This window comes from Nitrospira sp. CMX1 (assembly GCF_054902215.1).
Genome location: NZ_JBUBKD010000035.1, coordinates 12,571 through 27,637 on the forward strand (window position 1 = coordinate 12,571; position 15,067 = coordinate 27,637).

Here is a 15,067-nt window from a genome sequence, read left to right on the forward strand (position 1 = left end):
CGCGCATTACTGACTAATTCGCCTCGTGACTGGTCACACGCGACATCCCTTCATCGCCCTGTGACTGTGCGACTGGCCAGGTAATCAAGCCGGAAACCCCGTCTGCTGATCCCACCGGTTGCGTCTGCTGCGCGTAGATCTGCGGCAACTGGTTGGTTCCGAATTTTGAAATGTAGAGAAAGACATGCTCGCGTGAGTTCACCCGCACAGCCCAGGGGTGAAAATCCTGCTTGTAGAATTCTTCGCAGAGTTGCATCGCATCGAGACAAGACAAGGTGCTGGGGTCATTCAAGGTGTAATAGTAATCGAGTGGGAGATCGTACTCTTCCTGTTTGTGGATCGTAATCCCAAATTTCTCAGGATGACGCACCATCGGCGTATGGCGATAGGCGACAAAGTAGAACAGTTCCAGTGAGTGAATCACAGGCTGATTCTCCAGGACGAACTGGCGAGTCTCCATCGCCTCCTCGAACGTTTCACCTGGGAACCCGTAGAAGGCCATTACATGGTTCCAAATCCCCGATTGGGCCGCCATCTGAAGATTGCGCTGGATCACGCTCTTCTTGGCATGCTTGTCCATGAGGTTCAACACTCGTTCGTTCGCCGACTCCATCCCATAATAGAGCGTGCAGCAGCCGGCTTTGGCCGCAAGATCCCACATGGCCTGGTCTTGCAGAGTCTCTTCGAATCGAATGAGTGTCGTCCACTTGATCCCGGCTTGTTGGTCGACCAAGAGTTGGGAGACTTTCTTGAAGAGCGCCGGTGGGTAGGATTCGTCACTGAACAAAAAGTGTCGGCAGTGGTACTTATCCCGTAGCGCCTTGATCTGATCAACGACCAGCTGGGCCGGCATGCCCCGATACTGATCGAAGTAACCTTGGCCGTGGTCGCAGAATGTACAACGTCCCCAATAACAGCCACGTGTCGCGAGGTAGGGAATGATCAGCTCAGGAACGAAATATCGATCCAGCGGCATTCCATCAAAGTCCGGCAGCGGCAGGGCGGTTGTCTTCTCTGTGTAGACTTCAGGATTTCGATGCAGACCTGAGGTGTCGCGATAAATCAAGTTAGGCACGGACACGAGCGGTCGCTGTCCGTTCAACGCTTCAATGAGCCACAGCAGCGCATGCTCACCCTCATAGAGAATGGCTGAGTCGAACACCTCTGTAAAGAATCGTTCGTGATACGTCAGGTCTTCTTGAAGACGTGTGATGACATTGCCACCAACCACGACATGGGTATGCGGGAATGATTCCTTGATCAACTTGGCAAACGTGAGCCCGGCCAACAACTGCATCTGCGTGCCAATGGAGATGCCGATGACATCAGGCTGCTCTTTAGCCACTTCCGGAAGGACCAGCTGGTTGCAGAGATCCCGATAGACATTCACCTGTTCGTCTTCCAAACAGGCGAACACTTCCTTCGAAACGCCAGGTCGATAGCCGAGGTTACTTTCCATCGGATAAAAGACGAGCGATGCGGGATAATAGGCAGCGGAGATATACACCATCGTCTCACGGAAGGTATTGAGGGCCCCTTCCAACAAGTCCGCATCGTAGAACCGCTCGCCACGGACGATTTGCTTGGCGTCTTCAGCCCGATCCGCAAGATCGAACAGGTCGCGTGCATAGGCCTGCTCGACGACAGCCAGCTGGTTCATCTCCCGTTCAGTAAGAGCACCCGCCTTCTCTTTCTCTTGGAGCATCTTCAGCTGCATTCCCAACCGAGCCTTCACCCAGATCAGGAACTCCATGCTGAAGAAGTGGTCCCACATCCCAATATTGATATCGCGCTGGATGACCGTATGCCCTGCTTCGCGCAGTACGGCAGTCAGAGAAGGCAGCGCAAGGTACGGAGCCGTCGGCACCCACTCAGGCGGGAAGAGCAGCATAACTTTTGACTTTTTCCGATCGGCTTTGGCCAATGGAACGAGGCCGTCTATTTGAAGCAGTGTAGGCATTGTTATGCTTGCGTTGTTTCGAGTTACGAGTTTTGTGTTTCGTGTTTTACGAGTTGACCAAATGCTCCAATTCCAATCCGAAACTCGGAACACGAAACCCGCAACGGACCACCCTACATTTTTCCTGCTAGCGTCGTCGTCACGCCGACAGTTTTCAGCGACCCATACTGTATATCTGACAACTTACCTAAACCAAATCTTGAAATATAGAGAAAGATATATTCGCGCGTGTAAAGCCGCAGATCCCAACCCGGATTGTGCTTCCGTTCGAACTGTTCGAATACTCGCTCCGCCTCCTCGATGCTCATCCCGTTTTTCACGGTGTAGTAATAATCGAGGGCCAAATCCCACTCGGGATTTTTGTAGGCCGTCACGCCCCACTTCTCAGGATGCTTCGCCACCGGATTGTGCCGTCCAAGATCGAAGGTCCCGAACCCGAGCGAATGCACATGGTCTTTATTCTGCTCAAGAAACTGCACCGACTGCCAGGCCTCTTCTTTCGTCTCACCAGGGAAACCAAAGAAGCCCATACAGTGGTTCCAGATTCCCGCCTCTGCCGTCAGCTTAAGATGCTTCGTCATCACCTCCGCTGTCGTCGCTTTGTCCATCAGTTGCAGCACTCGCTCCACGCCTGATTCATAGCCGAAATGGAGATACTTACAGCCAGACTTCTTCGCATCCTGCCAGACAGTTTCCTCAAGCAAACTCTTCTCAAACCGCATATGCGTTGTCCAGGTGATGCCCATCTGGCTGTCAATCAACCCACGCGTGAGCTTGCGGAACAGAGCCGGCGGATAGGACTCGTCGGTAAAATGAAAATGCGTCGCGCCATATTTGTCACGAAGATACTTGATATCCGTAAGGGCATCCTGGATCTTTTTGGACCGGTAGCCGGCCGTGTAGCCTTCGCCGTGATCGCAGAATTCGCAGCGCCCCCAGTAGCATCCGCGCGTCGCCAGATAGGGCAGAATCCTCGTCGGGACAAAATATTTCCCCAGTGGTAAGCCATCGAAGTCTGGTGGCGGCAGCGTCGCGAGATCTTCCGCATAGCTCGTCGGTGACGTATGGACCCCGGTCCCATCCTTGTAGAGCGTGTTAGGGACTTCAGCCAGACTGCGCTTTGCCCCCACTGCCGACACCAGTTGCACAAACGCCGTCTCCCCTTCATAGACCACCGCACTGTCGAAGTATTGAAACAACGGCGACTGGGGCAACACATCGCGCAGTCGCGTCACGGTATTGCCACCGATCGTGACATGGATATGAGGAAAATGCTGCTTGATGAGGGCGCAGAACGTCATGGTCGAGAACATCTGCTGTTGCAGGACGATCGAAATGCCGATCACGTCCGGCTGCTCACGCTCAATCGACGGCCTCACCAGATGGTCGAACACATCGCGGTAGATATTCACCTGTGTATCACTCACCGCATCCATGACTTCCGACGAGACATAGACCTTGTATGAGAGGTCCGTCTCCATCGGCGGCATGCAAATCCGCGCAGGGAAATAGACCAGCGAGACCACCGACATTACTTCACGAAATACTTGAAGTGACCACTCTAACTTATCAATATTATAGAATTCTTCACTTCTTATAATGTGCTTCGCCTCTTCCGTATCCTTGATCAGCTGTTCTATTCGAGGACGGGTCACATCGCAGAGCGCCAGCTGCACGTCCATCTCAGATTCACTCAGCTCTCGCTTCCTTGCAAGCTTCCGGAGACGGTCAAGTTGCTGTGGCACCCGACGCAGGACCTTTTTCAAAAAGTCCTCGCTGAAGTACCAGTCCCACATCTCACAGTTGATGTCCTTTTGAATAACTGAATGGCCGGCTTGGCGAAGAACAGCGGTGAGGGATGGTAAGGAAAGGTACGGCTCAGAGGGAAACCAATCAGGCGGGAAGATCAGCATCACCTTCATCTTCCGGCCACTGGTCTCCTCAAACTGCTGGCGATTGAGAAGGATCAGCTCCTTGGACGCGCGGTTGCCCTTCGAATACTCGATCTTCATGAAGAACAGGCTCTTCCTTCTCTAGACGAATAAGCAACTGGAAACAGGAAAAATGACAAGGAGTTGTATCGAAAAAGCATTGTACGAGGGCTAAAGATTGAGATGCAAGAGTGAGGATAGAGGTGCGTAGCTGAGGAGGCTATCGAAACTTGAATCGCGCATAACTCAGGATTGAACGTTCCATTTCGCCTTAGTCATCTCAACGGACACCACGCCCTCCGAACCTACATTTCAGCACGCTCTGGGCACAGATTAAGGATCAGATCTTGTATAGTGCATGACTCAAGAGTAACCATTCGGTCTTGCTTCAGCTAACCGCGCAGACACCACATCCCCTCGCTACCGTTCCTTATTACACGAAGTTCTCCAAGCCCATTGACGACGGCAGTATATCGAAGGGCTATTGCCGGGTGACACCCCTACACGGGATAATATGCCCCTGAACGAAGAACACACATTGGGTCGATCAGGCCACAACAATAGGCCCCTCTCCCCTGCGTATCTCTGCGGGAAAAAATGATGGGGCCCATTGATGGAAAGCAGGAGCGTCGATCAGTCATGAGTTTGAAGGTAGAGGAGCAGCGGACTGAACCCAGAGTTTCGGTTCAATTTCGCACGATGGTGTCGGGCTCCGTAGAGTCCGAAGGGACGGGAACCATTCTCGATCTATCAAAGAGTGGGTGCCGGCTGGAAAGCCAGCTCCTCATGTTGCCAGGCCTCTCGTTAGAACTGCGCATCGCTATACCCGGCTTGGAGTGGGCGCTGACGATTGATGGAGCTGATGTGCAGTGGGCGGACGAGGATCGCGCCGGGCTGACGTTTGTTCGCATTAGAGAAACCGAACAGCAACGACTCAGCGATGTGATAACAACTCTCCTCGCACGGAAGCCTGAGGACGGCAATGAAGAACAGGTCGAGCTGGTACCATTTGAGTTTCAAGGACTTGAAGCGGTGTTTTCGAAAGATCCTGAACTCGCCATCAGGAAGGGACTGGCGTGGTTCGCTCAAGACCCTGCGGAATTCCCCTCTCGAGGAGGAAGCTTGCTTAGCAGAGCGTTCCCCACCTGCACGCCAGAGTTGACGTCCAGGCTTGGCGAGTTGGTCAAAGGTGGCGACGACAGGGAGGCAGATTTCGCTCTCGCACTTCTTCAGAACTATCTTGGTTCGACCTCCATTGATGGCGTCTTGAAAGAGATTGTGTCACGTTTTCCACATGACGATCGCAAAATGAGCAACGTTCGAACCTTTATCAATAGTCCCGGTGTGGTCCTGCCCTCCGGTGAATTCGGACTTGCGGAAGCCTGGCAGGGCAAGAAAGGCGCGCTGACGCGCTGGCTGACAGATGAGCGACTGGCGGTTACGGCCTTCGCCAAGCAACACATGGCCGAGCTCGATCACATGATTCTGGAAGAGCGTCGCCGTGTGGAGCTTGAGCGGGAACTGCGCGAGAGAACCAGGCATGAGGACGAGTCAGGCCATGATCATGGCTACAGGCCGAAACCATTCTGATCACGGGAGAAGATAGAGGGACGGTGGCTATGCCTCACGTGACCCATATCAGCCTTTTCTCCTGTGTCCTCCTCGTCGCGTGTACATCTTGTGGAGCTCCGTACTATCAAACCAGTCAACCTCAAGGATATGGCGAAATACCGCCTGGAGAAGCCTGGGTCGCCGTGAATAGCGTGTATCAATCCCCATCCCGCGAAATGGTCTACTACGATCCCAAGACAATTCACCGAAACGGAACTCGCGTGACGCTGTGGCAGTTGACAGACTATAAGATGATGCAAGGCAATGCGCCGTTTGGGATGTTCATGATGAGTCCTCACCGGTTTTTCTCGACAAAGAGTCACAAAGAATTTGACTGCGCTCACAATCGTATTCGGCTCTTGGCCTCTTCAGAATTCTCTCAGCATATGGGTACTGGAACTCACAACACAGTGGTAGTCGAACAAGGCGATGGACAGCCGGTTGAACTCGGCACTATCAACCAGGCATTAAGGGACGTAGTCTGTGGCGTGGCCGCGCTCCGCAAGGAGCGACACAGTATGAGTTCAAACCTTGTTTTACCATGCCGGTCGTGTAACCTCGTCACATCCCGATACTCCTCACGACCGGCATCAGGAATTTGTGCAAAGTTCCATCGTTTCCAACTTCCGGCGATCACAGGTCCTGCATACTTGTCGAATATCTCGCCCCCCTGTACCCTTTGCCTGGAATTGTAACCACATGAAAGAACAAAAACGCATTCCTACCGACGGTGGACCGATCAAATGGACCAGTCCGTTCGCCATGCTGAAACATGCACAACTGCCGACAGGCTTGTTCAGCCACGCCGCCCATGATCAGACTACTGCCAAACCCGCCGTGCCAAAGAACAATCGTGGACGTATCGATATCGTTCGGCAGACTGCTCACCGCGGCGGGAAAACCGTCACAGTACTCACAGGGTTCGTCGGGATAGGCCAGGCGGAAAAGGAAGCGCTCGCGAAACAGATGCAGAAACTCTGCGGCGCTGGTGGAACGGTCAAAGACGGACGGATCGAGATTCAAGGAGATCAGCGTGATACAGTCGCCCGCATTCTCGTCGAAGCGGGGTTTTGCCCAGTCTTTGCCGGAGGATAACGCTCTTGTTTCCAAACAACAATCGTTACAGAGGGTATGGACCGAATCTTGATTCGTGTGTGGTACAGGAACGATCCTTCCGCCTTATGCTGCGCTATCTCCAAATATGATTAGGAGGATAGCCGAAGGGCCCACCTCTCTTCTTAAATCCATAGACCAGCCAGATTCCACAAAGTAAAATGAACAGTTATCCATTTTCCCACAGAATGTAGAAAGACTACTCCTTGGGGAGACCGGCATGGTGAAAGGATGACGTTGATGCGGCATTGTATTGTGACAGTGCTATTAGTTCTAGCCTGTTTGTCAGGCATGGCACCCAATTCCGTTGTGGCAGCACAGTCCATTGAGGAAGCGGAATTTGCGTATGAACGTGGCGATTATACTCAAGCCGCCAGAATCTTTAGTCCACTGGCAGAGCAAGGGATAGCATCGGCCCAGTTCTATCTGGGTCTGATGTATGAAAAAGGACGAGGTGTCCGACAGGATCATTCCATGGCACTGATATGGTTTCTCAAGGCCGCGGCGCAGGGCTACGCCGGCCCGCAGAACAATCTGGGTCTCATGTATGAGAGAGGACGAGGCGTCCGGAAAGACGTGGTTCGCGCGCTGATGTGGTATATCATTGCTGCCGGCATGCTGAGTGGCAATGAGCAGAAGACGGCAATGAGTCGCCGAGACTATCTTACCTCGCAAATGACTTCCGTACAGATCGAGCAAGCTCAGGCGTTGGCACAACGTTGTCAGCAGACACGGTTCAAAGATTGTGACTGAGAGTGTCGGTTATGGAAGGCTTAGGACACAGATCTTTAGATAGCACATATCAATCCTGACCGCAAAGACCAGGCCATGAGCGGGGCATGGCTCAGAAATGAGAAGTCCAGTCTCGCCGCTACTCTGTACCGGGCTCCTATTCTGCAATTAGAGATTTGGCAAAATGCGACGGGGCTGGTTGGGTTTCGCTCGACCGCTTCTTCGCTCATCTATTCAAGGCAACCTAGGTCTGAGGCTCTTGCGTTCAAGCGGAAGCCTAGTTATATCATTACAGCACAATCAGTGTTTACCTTGGACGGGAGAAAAAGTCGATGAAGAGAACCATCGTTGTGGGTACGTTAGTCTATTGTGCCGCGATCATTTCGGTGGGTTCTGCAGAGGAAGTGGGGAGTGTCGATACAAAATTCAAAATGTTGGGGCCTGATCACAAAATCGTCATCGAAGCGTTTGACGATCCCAAGATTGAAGGGATCACCTGCTATCTGAGCCGATCTAAAAAAGGTGGCCTGAAAGGGATGGTCGGTTTAGCGGAGGAAACCTCCGATGCCGCATTGTCCTGTCGTCAGGTTGGTCCGATTCATCAGACTGGTGAGTTGAAGGAAGGTGAACGAGTCTTCAGCGAGAGTCGATCCCTCATTTTTAAGAAACTTCAGGTTGTCCGGTTTTTTGACAAGAAACGTCAGACCTACATTTACCTTGCCTATAGCGATCGCGTGATCGAGGGTTCGCCACAGAATGCCATCTCCACCGTGCCCATCCAACCTTGGGCAAATCAATAGAGCCACAGAGCCTTTTGCATTTGCCATGAACACCTCCATCACTGAGAGGCCGTATGCCCCACTCGAGTGTCCAAGAAAGTCGTGAGGTGGAGGAAAGGATGCGTACGCACCTGATGGTTGCTCTCCGATCGATCTGTGACACAGCACAATGAGAGTGGCCCTGCCCTATCCCACTCAGCATCCACATCGCACTGGTTTGTTATCATTCACTCTTGTGGAACAACGAATTCGCAGCACAGGTGCGTTCTTGCTCGCTTGCTCGCTTGCCGTTACGCTAGCGCTACACGGTTGCACTTCCAAACGTCAGCCCGCCGGCATCCGATTCCCGATCACCCATGGCTTTCATACTCACGTACCCAGCGAGCAGCAGCGCATCCTTATTTTGGGAGATCCTCTCTTGACCAAGGTGACCGAAGAATGGCTTCGCTCGCACCACTACTCACACGTCCTGGTTTCCCCACAGACTGCTCACCATGGATTGGATCGTGAGACAGTCTTGACCCTCGCAACACAATTGCAGGCGGAATTTGTGCTCCTGCTCGAACGGGAGGAGCTGAAGATTGGAGCGCTGATCGAGTCAGATTGCGGCGCACGTTTCAATATAAGCGTCACGGTGCGCGGTCTATCGCTGATGAGTCGAGAACCAGTCTTTCGAGGCACGGCTTACTACCCACACTGTGTTGAGCACCATCGCGAGACCGTACAGAACCTCACCTGCCAGGCTCTTGCCACTGCCTGGGGATTTCGCCCGTCCGGGCAGCTCGAGATTCCCTCGTCACTGGCATGTACAACCGGACAAACGTCTCCTTCCACAACTCACCAAACTCAGAACTAAGGGAGAATATCCCAAGTGCCGCCCTCACTATAATCTATAGTGAGGGTCTGACAGTACAGACTGCATCAATTCCATACCCCGCACACCTGAGTGACGCCTTCTTCTGTCATAACCTGTCCGATGTTCGAGGCGAATCCTTATCGGATTCAATCACCCCATACAAAAGCACTAGCATAATTGCATGTAATTCTATTGCTTTCATCAATGTCCAGCATGTAAGAGAGACTTCCTATATAGAGAGGTGCCTGGTCCATGCTCTCTCCCGCTTGAATGAGAACTTCCTCTATGGATGCGAACGGTATATTGAAAATCATGACTGTCCTGTTGACTCCGAAGTTAATGCCTCCCGCTCGCTCCAGTACACCGTTCACCATCCATTCTTTGCAAAGACTGGTTCATCCTTATCCACTATCACTTGCTCTGTATCTCGGGCCTTCGTGTAACGAGGAGGACTCATTATGATTGGAAGCCGTAGCCGTCTATTGGCCATCACGACAGGGTTTGTCCTGCTATTGATCGGGTTGGCACAGGCCGAAGATGATCGTGGTGAGCCCAATGCTTTCCTGAAAGGCACCTTTCGGTTTAGCACGGTGAAGACCTGTACGGATGTTGTCATCGGATCTATAGTGCACTTCCATTTCAATGGAACCATCATCTATGACGGGGCTGGTTCCGCGACGCTGAGCCAACAGGGAATGCTTGTCCTGCCCGGTTCAACTCCCCTGTCCTTCGAAGAGCGCGCTGAACTCACCTATCTTCCGAAGCCGAATGGGGGTTTTATTCAGGAGGGGACATTCGTCGCCGCTGATCACTCGTATACCGTCACCGGTACCAGGATGATAGGACAGATCGATGCGCAAGGGGCCGTTGTGATGCTCAGCGGCCCAATACCTTCTGTAAAAGAGACGGTCACCAGCTCTGCAGGCGGTATTTCTCAGTATTACTGTGGCGCTTTTGGGACAGCCATCCGCATACGCTAACATAAGCAGGCGTCATTCTCCCCTAATCCTGAAATCGAGATCACGCCTTGGGCCACCCGGATACCACCGTCCTCCAGCTTCTACGCGAAGCCCATCCAAGGTGGGATATCAGCCTCACGCGAGTGTCGGGTACAATCGCCTCCATCACATGGCCAACTTTCCTCATACACGGGCGTATGTACGGTTTCCTTTCCACTCGCCGCTCATCGTAGGGGGGGAATCCTATGTGTGTGAAGGGACACTTCGAAACCTTTCCTTGCAAGGCTGTTCAATCATATCCGACCGTGAGCTTACACTGGGTAACCTCATACGTGTGAGCCTCTTGTTGCCCGATCAGATGCGTGCATTGCCGATTGAGGTGGGCCGAGTCATCTGGGCGCAAGGGCTTGAGTGTGGATTGGAATTTATGGAGCTATCATTGCCTACGCGGTTACGTCTTGGTCGTACCCTACGAGTCGCGTTGATCAACTACCTGAATGCTCGGAAACTGCGTGAGTGTGAGCGAACCGCAGTGTAGCGATCCCTCCAATGATTCCGTCGCTCTAAGATTCCACACGCAGAAGCTATTCGATCAGCAAGCCGGTCGCTGTCAAATACTCTTATGAACCAACGGTTCTTTCTGATCCTACAAACAGGTGAAGAGATTGTGTACGGGCTCAGTGGGAAAGAAAAAGAGAACGTGAGCCATCATGGCTGCATGTTCTTATAGGCAAGAAAGGCAGAAATGACAATGGTCTTCTCGATTGCAGTCAACTCGGGGATGTGAGACGTAATCAGTTGAAACTCCGAGAGGGTCATATGCTGCTGGCGTCGAAGCCACTGCGCCAATGGTTTCCAGAGAGGGTTGAAATTCTGAACCCACCATCCAGGGACCAAACCCTCAGTTGAGTATTTAGCCGACTCTCGTACGGACTCATCCTGAGGTTTTGTACATGAATGATTCTGGTTCTCTTGCACGTTGGACAGTACCATTGGATTAATCATCTTAAAAAGATCACTGGCCATTTCAACGAATCAAATTATCCCCTGATTCCACAAGCAGCTCAATGGACATCCGTCTACAAATTGATTTTAATATGAAGCAAGTCAAGTGCCAAACTAGCTATAGTTCGTTTTGCTAGTAGTTTTTGAATCACCTGGCTTCGGCAACGATGTTCGAGTGACTGATTTCACACACAGTGTAGTATTTTGAGACACACACACCAGTCAGGAATATGCTTCCCCGTGTAGGTAAAACGGATCGGGATTGAAAACAAAATGAATTGACGCTGTTTTGTTCAAGTTTACGCAAGAGTCGTAGACGTTATGTCCAATCTAGCTCTCAAGACCAATCACGACGAGTGTTCTATCCTGATACAGCTCGTACATACTCCCTATGCAATATCATCCTTGTAATTTTTTATCATATGAGGATTCCAACACAGTAAATCCAGACATTCCGATTCGGTCATCTACATATAGTGTTCCAACACATCGATACGAATGTTTCACCATGAAACACTCATTCGTTTTTCAGTTAGGACAGTCTTCACTTGAGAAACGCTAGAGCAGGCACAGGTGTGAGAGACGCAGATGAGTCGGAGAAAACACACGAAGGCAACCACCTGGTTTCCGAGAAAACTGTTTGCATCATCTGCTAGGGGATTTGAGCTGCCGGTTCAAGTGAGGTTTCGATTGAGGGCTCTTTCGCCATCATAGGACTCGTCTTACTAGGACTTGCATCACCATTCGACTTGCGTGTTGTTTTTGGAATCGCCATAGGTTGTGTAAGCGAAAGAGTGAATTTTTCGAGTTCATACTGTTTCAGTTTGCGATAAAGAGTTGAGCGGCTCACCTTGAGATCCCGAGCGACCCGACTCATGTTTCCACGATGAAACGTGAGTGCCTTCACGAGTAATTCGGTTTCAATTCGCTGATGGGCCGCTCGTAGGGAATCCAATGAATCCGTGGCATGAATGTCTTCACTAGCCAGGTCAAGATCCTGGCGTGTGATCTCCTCCCCTTCACTCATCACGACAGCCCGTCGAACCCGATTACTTAATTCCCGTACATTCCCTGGCCACGAATGGGTATGCAGTGCGTCGATGGCCTGAATCGAAAATCCACGGATGGTCTTGTGCGTCATCGCAAGTGCTTGCTGAAGAAACACCATCGCCATCAGCAAGGCATCTTCCCCTCGATCGCGAAGTGGAGGAAGATGGATATGCAAGACCCCCAGTCGATAATAGAGGTCCTCCCTAAATCGATTCTGGTCGATGGCTGCTTTCAGCTCAACATTGGTCGCGGCAATGACTCGCGTATCGACATGAAGGGTCTCCTGTCCTCCTACGCGTTCAAAGGTACCCTCCTGGAGAAACCTCAGCAGTTTAACCTGCAAGGAAGGAAGCAGATCACCGACTTCATCAAGAAACAAAGTCCCGCCGGCTGCAGCTTCGAGTTTGCCTTTTTTTTGCTGTACCGCTCCAGTAAAGGCGCCTCGTTCATGGCCAAAGAGCTCTGACTCAAGCAAGGTTTCCGGAATGGCGGCACAATTGATTGGTACAAAGGGTCCTTGTTTTCGAACACTCCGCGCGTGGATAGCCTGTGCGGTCAGTTCCTTGCCCGTGCCGGTTTCACCAGTAAGCAGTACCGGCATCTCTGTCGCTGCCACTTTGGAAATCTTCTCAAACACCCCACAAATGGCGGGGCTCGCTCCAACCATGTCATCCACGACTTACTCCTCTCTTCCAGACTGCTCTGGGATAGTATTGGACACGTGGGACCTGTGACTCGTGCTCCGTTGTGCCGTTCCTTTCGCACTAGATTCGTCCAACTCTGCGGTGTACACGGTCGAAGGATCCTGATAGGGCAACTCCGCGATGATCATTTGGGCCTAAAGGCCTTACTCATGACAAGAACATTCGTTCATCAATCACCTACTCAATGCGGGATATATCAGCATGTCTATTTAGTGCACATACGACATTCGGTTCTCTCTTATAGCACAACTACGCATAGCGGCTCTAGTCACGAAATGCAGATCGTGTACACACTTTCCAGTGGAGGTGATGCCCATCCTTCGATGATCAGTATTTCTTCCACCACGAACCATCTGAGTATCGATCAAGCATCAGAAGTGAAGAGTAAGATCAATAGGATCCAGGCTCCGCCGAAACGTATGCCCTATCCAGTTGCACCATCCGCTGCTTGGAAACTGTTCGAGGTGCCATTGTGCATCGCGCCGCCTTCCTCCGGATTCCATGGGAATGACGGCCAAGGGTTATGCCATGGCTCCCACAACCGGCAGAACGCTCACACGATCAACTATGATAATCTCACAGATTCTCGACCGTGAATGTCGAACCCCTCTCGCTCCTGCGATCGGTCGAGTTCGTTCCCGTACTGCTCAAATGGTGATCTGGAGGATCAGATGTTCGATTGGATGGCTCACTCAGAGATGTGGATTGCTCTTGGAACGTTGACCGCCCTTGAAATTGTCCTTGGCGTGGACAACATTATCTTTATCTCCGTTCTGGTGAGTCGGTTGCAGCAACACCAGCGAAACGTAGCCCGCCGCCTTGGATTAGGCCTTGCGATGATCGCCCGCTTGGGATTGCTCTTCTCTATTTCCCTCGTCATGGAGCTCACGACTCCGCTCTTTACCCTGCTGAAACAGGCCATCTCAGGACGGGATCTGATTCTGATCATCGGCGGACTGTTTCTCCTTGCCAAGGCCACCCACGAGATACACGAAAGCCTGGAGGGCGCTGATGATCACGCCACCTCTTCGATCCCAACCAGTTTTGGGATGATGTTATTTCAGATCATGGTACTGGACCTCGTCTTTTCCTTGGATTCGGTCATCACCGCCGTCGGTCTGGTGGAGGAAGTATCCGTCATGGCAGCTGCAATTATCATCGCTGTGCTCGTCATGATGTTCGCCGCCCGGGCCATCGGCGATTTTGTCGACACACATCCAACGATCAAAATTCTGGCCCTGTCGTTCCTGATTCTCGTCGGAGTCACGTTGATGGTCGAAGGATTTGATGTGCATGTCCCGAAAGGCTATATTTACTTTGCGATGGCGTTTTCGGTCGCCGTGGAGATGATTAATCTGCGAATCCGTATGCGCACGAGTCCTCCTGTGAAGTTGCACAGCCGATACACTAACGGTAAGCCAGAATCCTCGATCCAAGACCACTGAAACCGATCTCATGGAGACCACCATCCGCCCTTACTGATACGACAAGTTGCCAACAGTCAGGTGGACTGATCTGGATCCTCAGAAAAGGATCGTAGTGACAGCGGTGCCGCCAGTTGTTCAAGAGGCTGACCTTCCGCGTTAATTCCCAGCCAGAGTTCGATCACGGCGCCAAGCAACATCAGGACTGCAGCCCCTAGATATCCGTAAAACACACTGGTCGCTGATGATTCAATGAGCATCCCATAGAGCCACGGTGCCGCCACGCCCGCTCCCTGCGCCACGACGAAGAAAAAGGCAATCGCCATCGCGCGGATTTCCATCGGAAAGACTTCACTGACCGTCAGATAGGCCGCACTTGCTCCAGTCGAGGCAAAGAAGAACATCACCGACCAGAGCAACATCTGCGTCGACAGCGTGAGGGAGCCAATCCAGAACAAATACCCTGTCAGCATTAAGAGGATACCGGCGATCCCGTAGGTCAGGCTGATCATTGGCTTACGACCAATCGTATCGAAGAATCGACCCAAGAGCAGCGGACCCAAAAAATTGCCAAGAGCGAACGGCAAAATATAGAGACCCACGTGACTGGTGGACACCGCATAGTACTTGGTAAGCAGGAGTGGATAGGTGAACGATATCGCGTTGTACATAAACGATTGCGTCACCATGAGTCCGATGCCCAGAGCGGTCCGTCGAGGATAGGATTGGAAAAGTTCTCGAGCAACCATCGCGATCGTTGCATGAGGTCGGGGATGGACGGTGATGGTGCCATCGGGCTCCGCAAGCACTGTCCCGCAATCTTGGGAGACCTGTCGTTCAATCTTCGACACGATGGCTTCTGCGTCAGGGACACGACCGTGGGTCATCAGCCACCGTGGGCTTTCGGGAATCACACGCCGAACGATGATGATCGCCACTCCCA

At 52.0% G+C, this 15,067-nt stretch carries 13 protein-coding genes; 9 read left to right on the top strand and 4 right to left on the bottom strand.

Going from position 1 to position 15,067, the window contains the following annotated elements; genetic code table 11:
* Window positions 1-13: 13 nt before the first annotated feature.
* Both ACYX34_RS09395 and ACYX34_RS09400 read right to left on the bottom strand, forming a co-directional pair.
* The gene (locus ACYX34_RS09395; RefSeq protein ID WP_462076299.1) at window positions 14-1,960 is read right to left on the bottom strand and encodes a B12-binding domain-containing radical SAM protein; all 1,947 of its coding nucleotides are present in this window, start codon (window positions 1,958-1,960) and stop codon (window positions 14-16) included.
* Window positions 1,961-2,073: 113 nt separating this feature from the next.
* Window positions 2,074-3,972, bottom strand: a complete 1,899-nt coding sequence (locus tag ACYX34_RS09400) for a B12-binding domain-containing radical SAM protein (RefSeq protein WP_462076300.1) — start codon at window positions 3,970-3,972, stop codon at window positions 2,074-2,076.
* A 558-nt stretch (window positions 3,973-4,530) separates the two neighbouring features.
* Here ACYX34_RS09400 and ACYX34_RS09405 point away from each other — a divergent pair.
* The 8 genes from ACYX34_RS09405 to ACYX34_RS09440 all read left to right on the top strand — a co-directional run bounded on the left by ACYX34_RS09405 (window position 4,531) and on the right by ACYX34_RS09440 (window position 10,479).
* Entirely contained in the window at window positions 4,531-5,481 is a 951-nt protein-coding gene (locus ACYX34_RS09405; protein ID WP_462076301.1) for a PilZ domain-containing protein, read from the top strand.
* Window positions 5,482-5,510: 29 nt separating this feature from the next.
* The gene (locus tag ACYX34_RS09410) at window positions 5,511-6,197 is read left to right on the top strand and encodes a surface-adhesin E family protein (protein ID WP_462076302.1); all 687 of its coding nucleotides are present in this window, start codon (window positions 5,511-5,513) and stop codon (window positions 6,195-6,197) included.
* Between the two features lie 4 nt (window positions 6,198-6,201).
* Window positions 6,202-6,597: a translation initiation factor gene (locus ACYX34_RS09415; protein WP_462076303.1), complete on the top strand. Its 396-nt coding sequence runs from the start codon at window positions 6,202-6,204 to the stop codon at window positions 6,595-6,597.
* A 258-nt stretch (window positions 6,598-6,855) separates the two neighbouring features.
* The gene (locus tag ACYX34_RS09420) at window positions 6,856-7,368 is read left to right on the top strand and encodes a tetratricopeptide repeat protein (RefSeq protein ID WP_462076304.1); all 513 of its coding nucleotides are present in this window, start codon (window positions 6,856-6,858) and stop codon (window positions 7,366-7,368) included.
* A gap of 311 nt (window positions 7,369-7,679) precedes the next feature.
* Window positions 7,680-8,147 carry a CreA family protein gene (locus ACYX34_RS09425; RefSeq protein ID WP_462076305.1) on the top strand — a complete coding sequence of 156 codons (468 nt, stop codon included), beginning with the start codon at window positions 7,680-7,682 and terminating at the stop codon, window positions 8,145-8,147.
* A gap of 397 nt (window positions 8,148-8,544) precedes the next feature.
* Window positions 8,545-8,982 (top strand): hypothetical protein, encoded by a 438-nt coding sequence (locus tag ACYX34_RS09430; protein WP_462076306.1) that lies wholly within the window; start codon window positions 8,545-8,547, stop codon window positions 8,980-8,982.
* 458 nt (window positions 8,983-9,440) lie between these two features.
* Complete coding sequence (locus tag ACYX34_RS09435) at window positions 9,441-9,962, top strand: hypothetical protein (protein ID WP_462076307.1); 522 nt, start codon at window positions 9,441-9,443, stop codon at window positions 9,960-9,962.
* A 148-nt stretch (window positions 9,963-10,110) separates the two neighbouring features.
* Window positions 10,111-10,479: a PilZ domain-containing protein gene (locus tag ACYX34_RS09440; protein WP_462076308.1), complete on the top strand. Its 369-nt coding sequence runs from the start codon at window positions 10,111-10,113 to the stop codon at window positions 10,477-10,479.
* A 1,119-nt stretch (window positions 10,480-11,598) separates the two neighbouring features.
* On the opposite strand, the gene ACYX34_RS09445 is transcribed toward ACYX34_RS09440, so the two are convergent.
* Complete coding sequence (locus ACYX34_RS09445) at window positions 11,599-12,663, bottom strand: sigma-54 interaction domain-containing protein (RefSeq protein WP_462076311.1); 1,065 nt, start codon at window positions 12,661-12,663, stop codon at window positions 11,599-11,601.
* A gap of 708 nt (window positions 12,664-13,371) precedes the next feature.
* Here ACYX34_RS09445 and ACYX34_RS09450 point away from each other — a divergent pair.
* Window positions 13,372-14,145 carry a TerC family protein gene (locus ACYX34_RS09450; RefSeq protein WP_462076309.1) on the top strand — a complete coding sequence of 258 codons (774 nt, stop codon included), beginning with the start codon at window positions 13,372-13,374 and terminating at the stop codon, window positions 14,143-14,145.
* Window positions 14,146-14,201: 56 nt separating this feature from the next.
* On the opposite strand, the gene ACYX34_RS09455 is transcribed toward ACYX34_RS09450, so the two are convergent.
* A partial coding sequence (locus ACYX34_RS09455) for an MFS transporter (protein WP_462076310.1) occupies window positions 14,202-15,067 on the bottom strand: 866 nt, incomplete at its 5' end.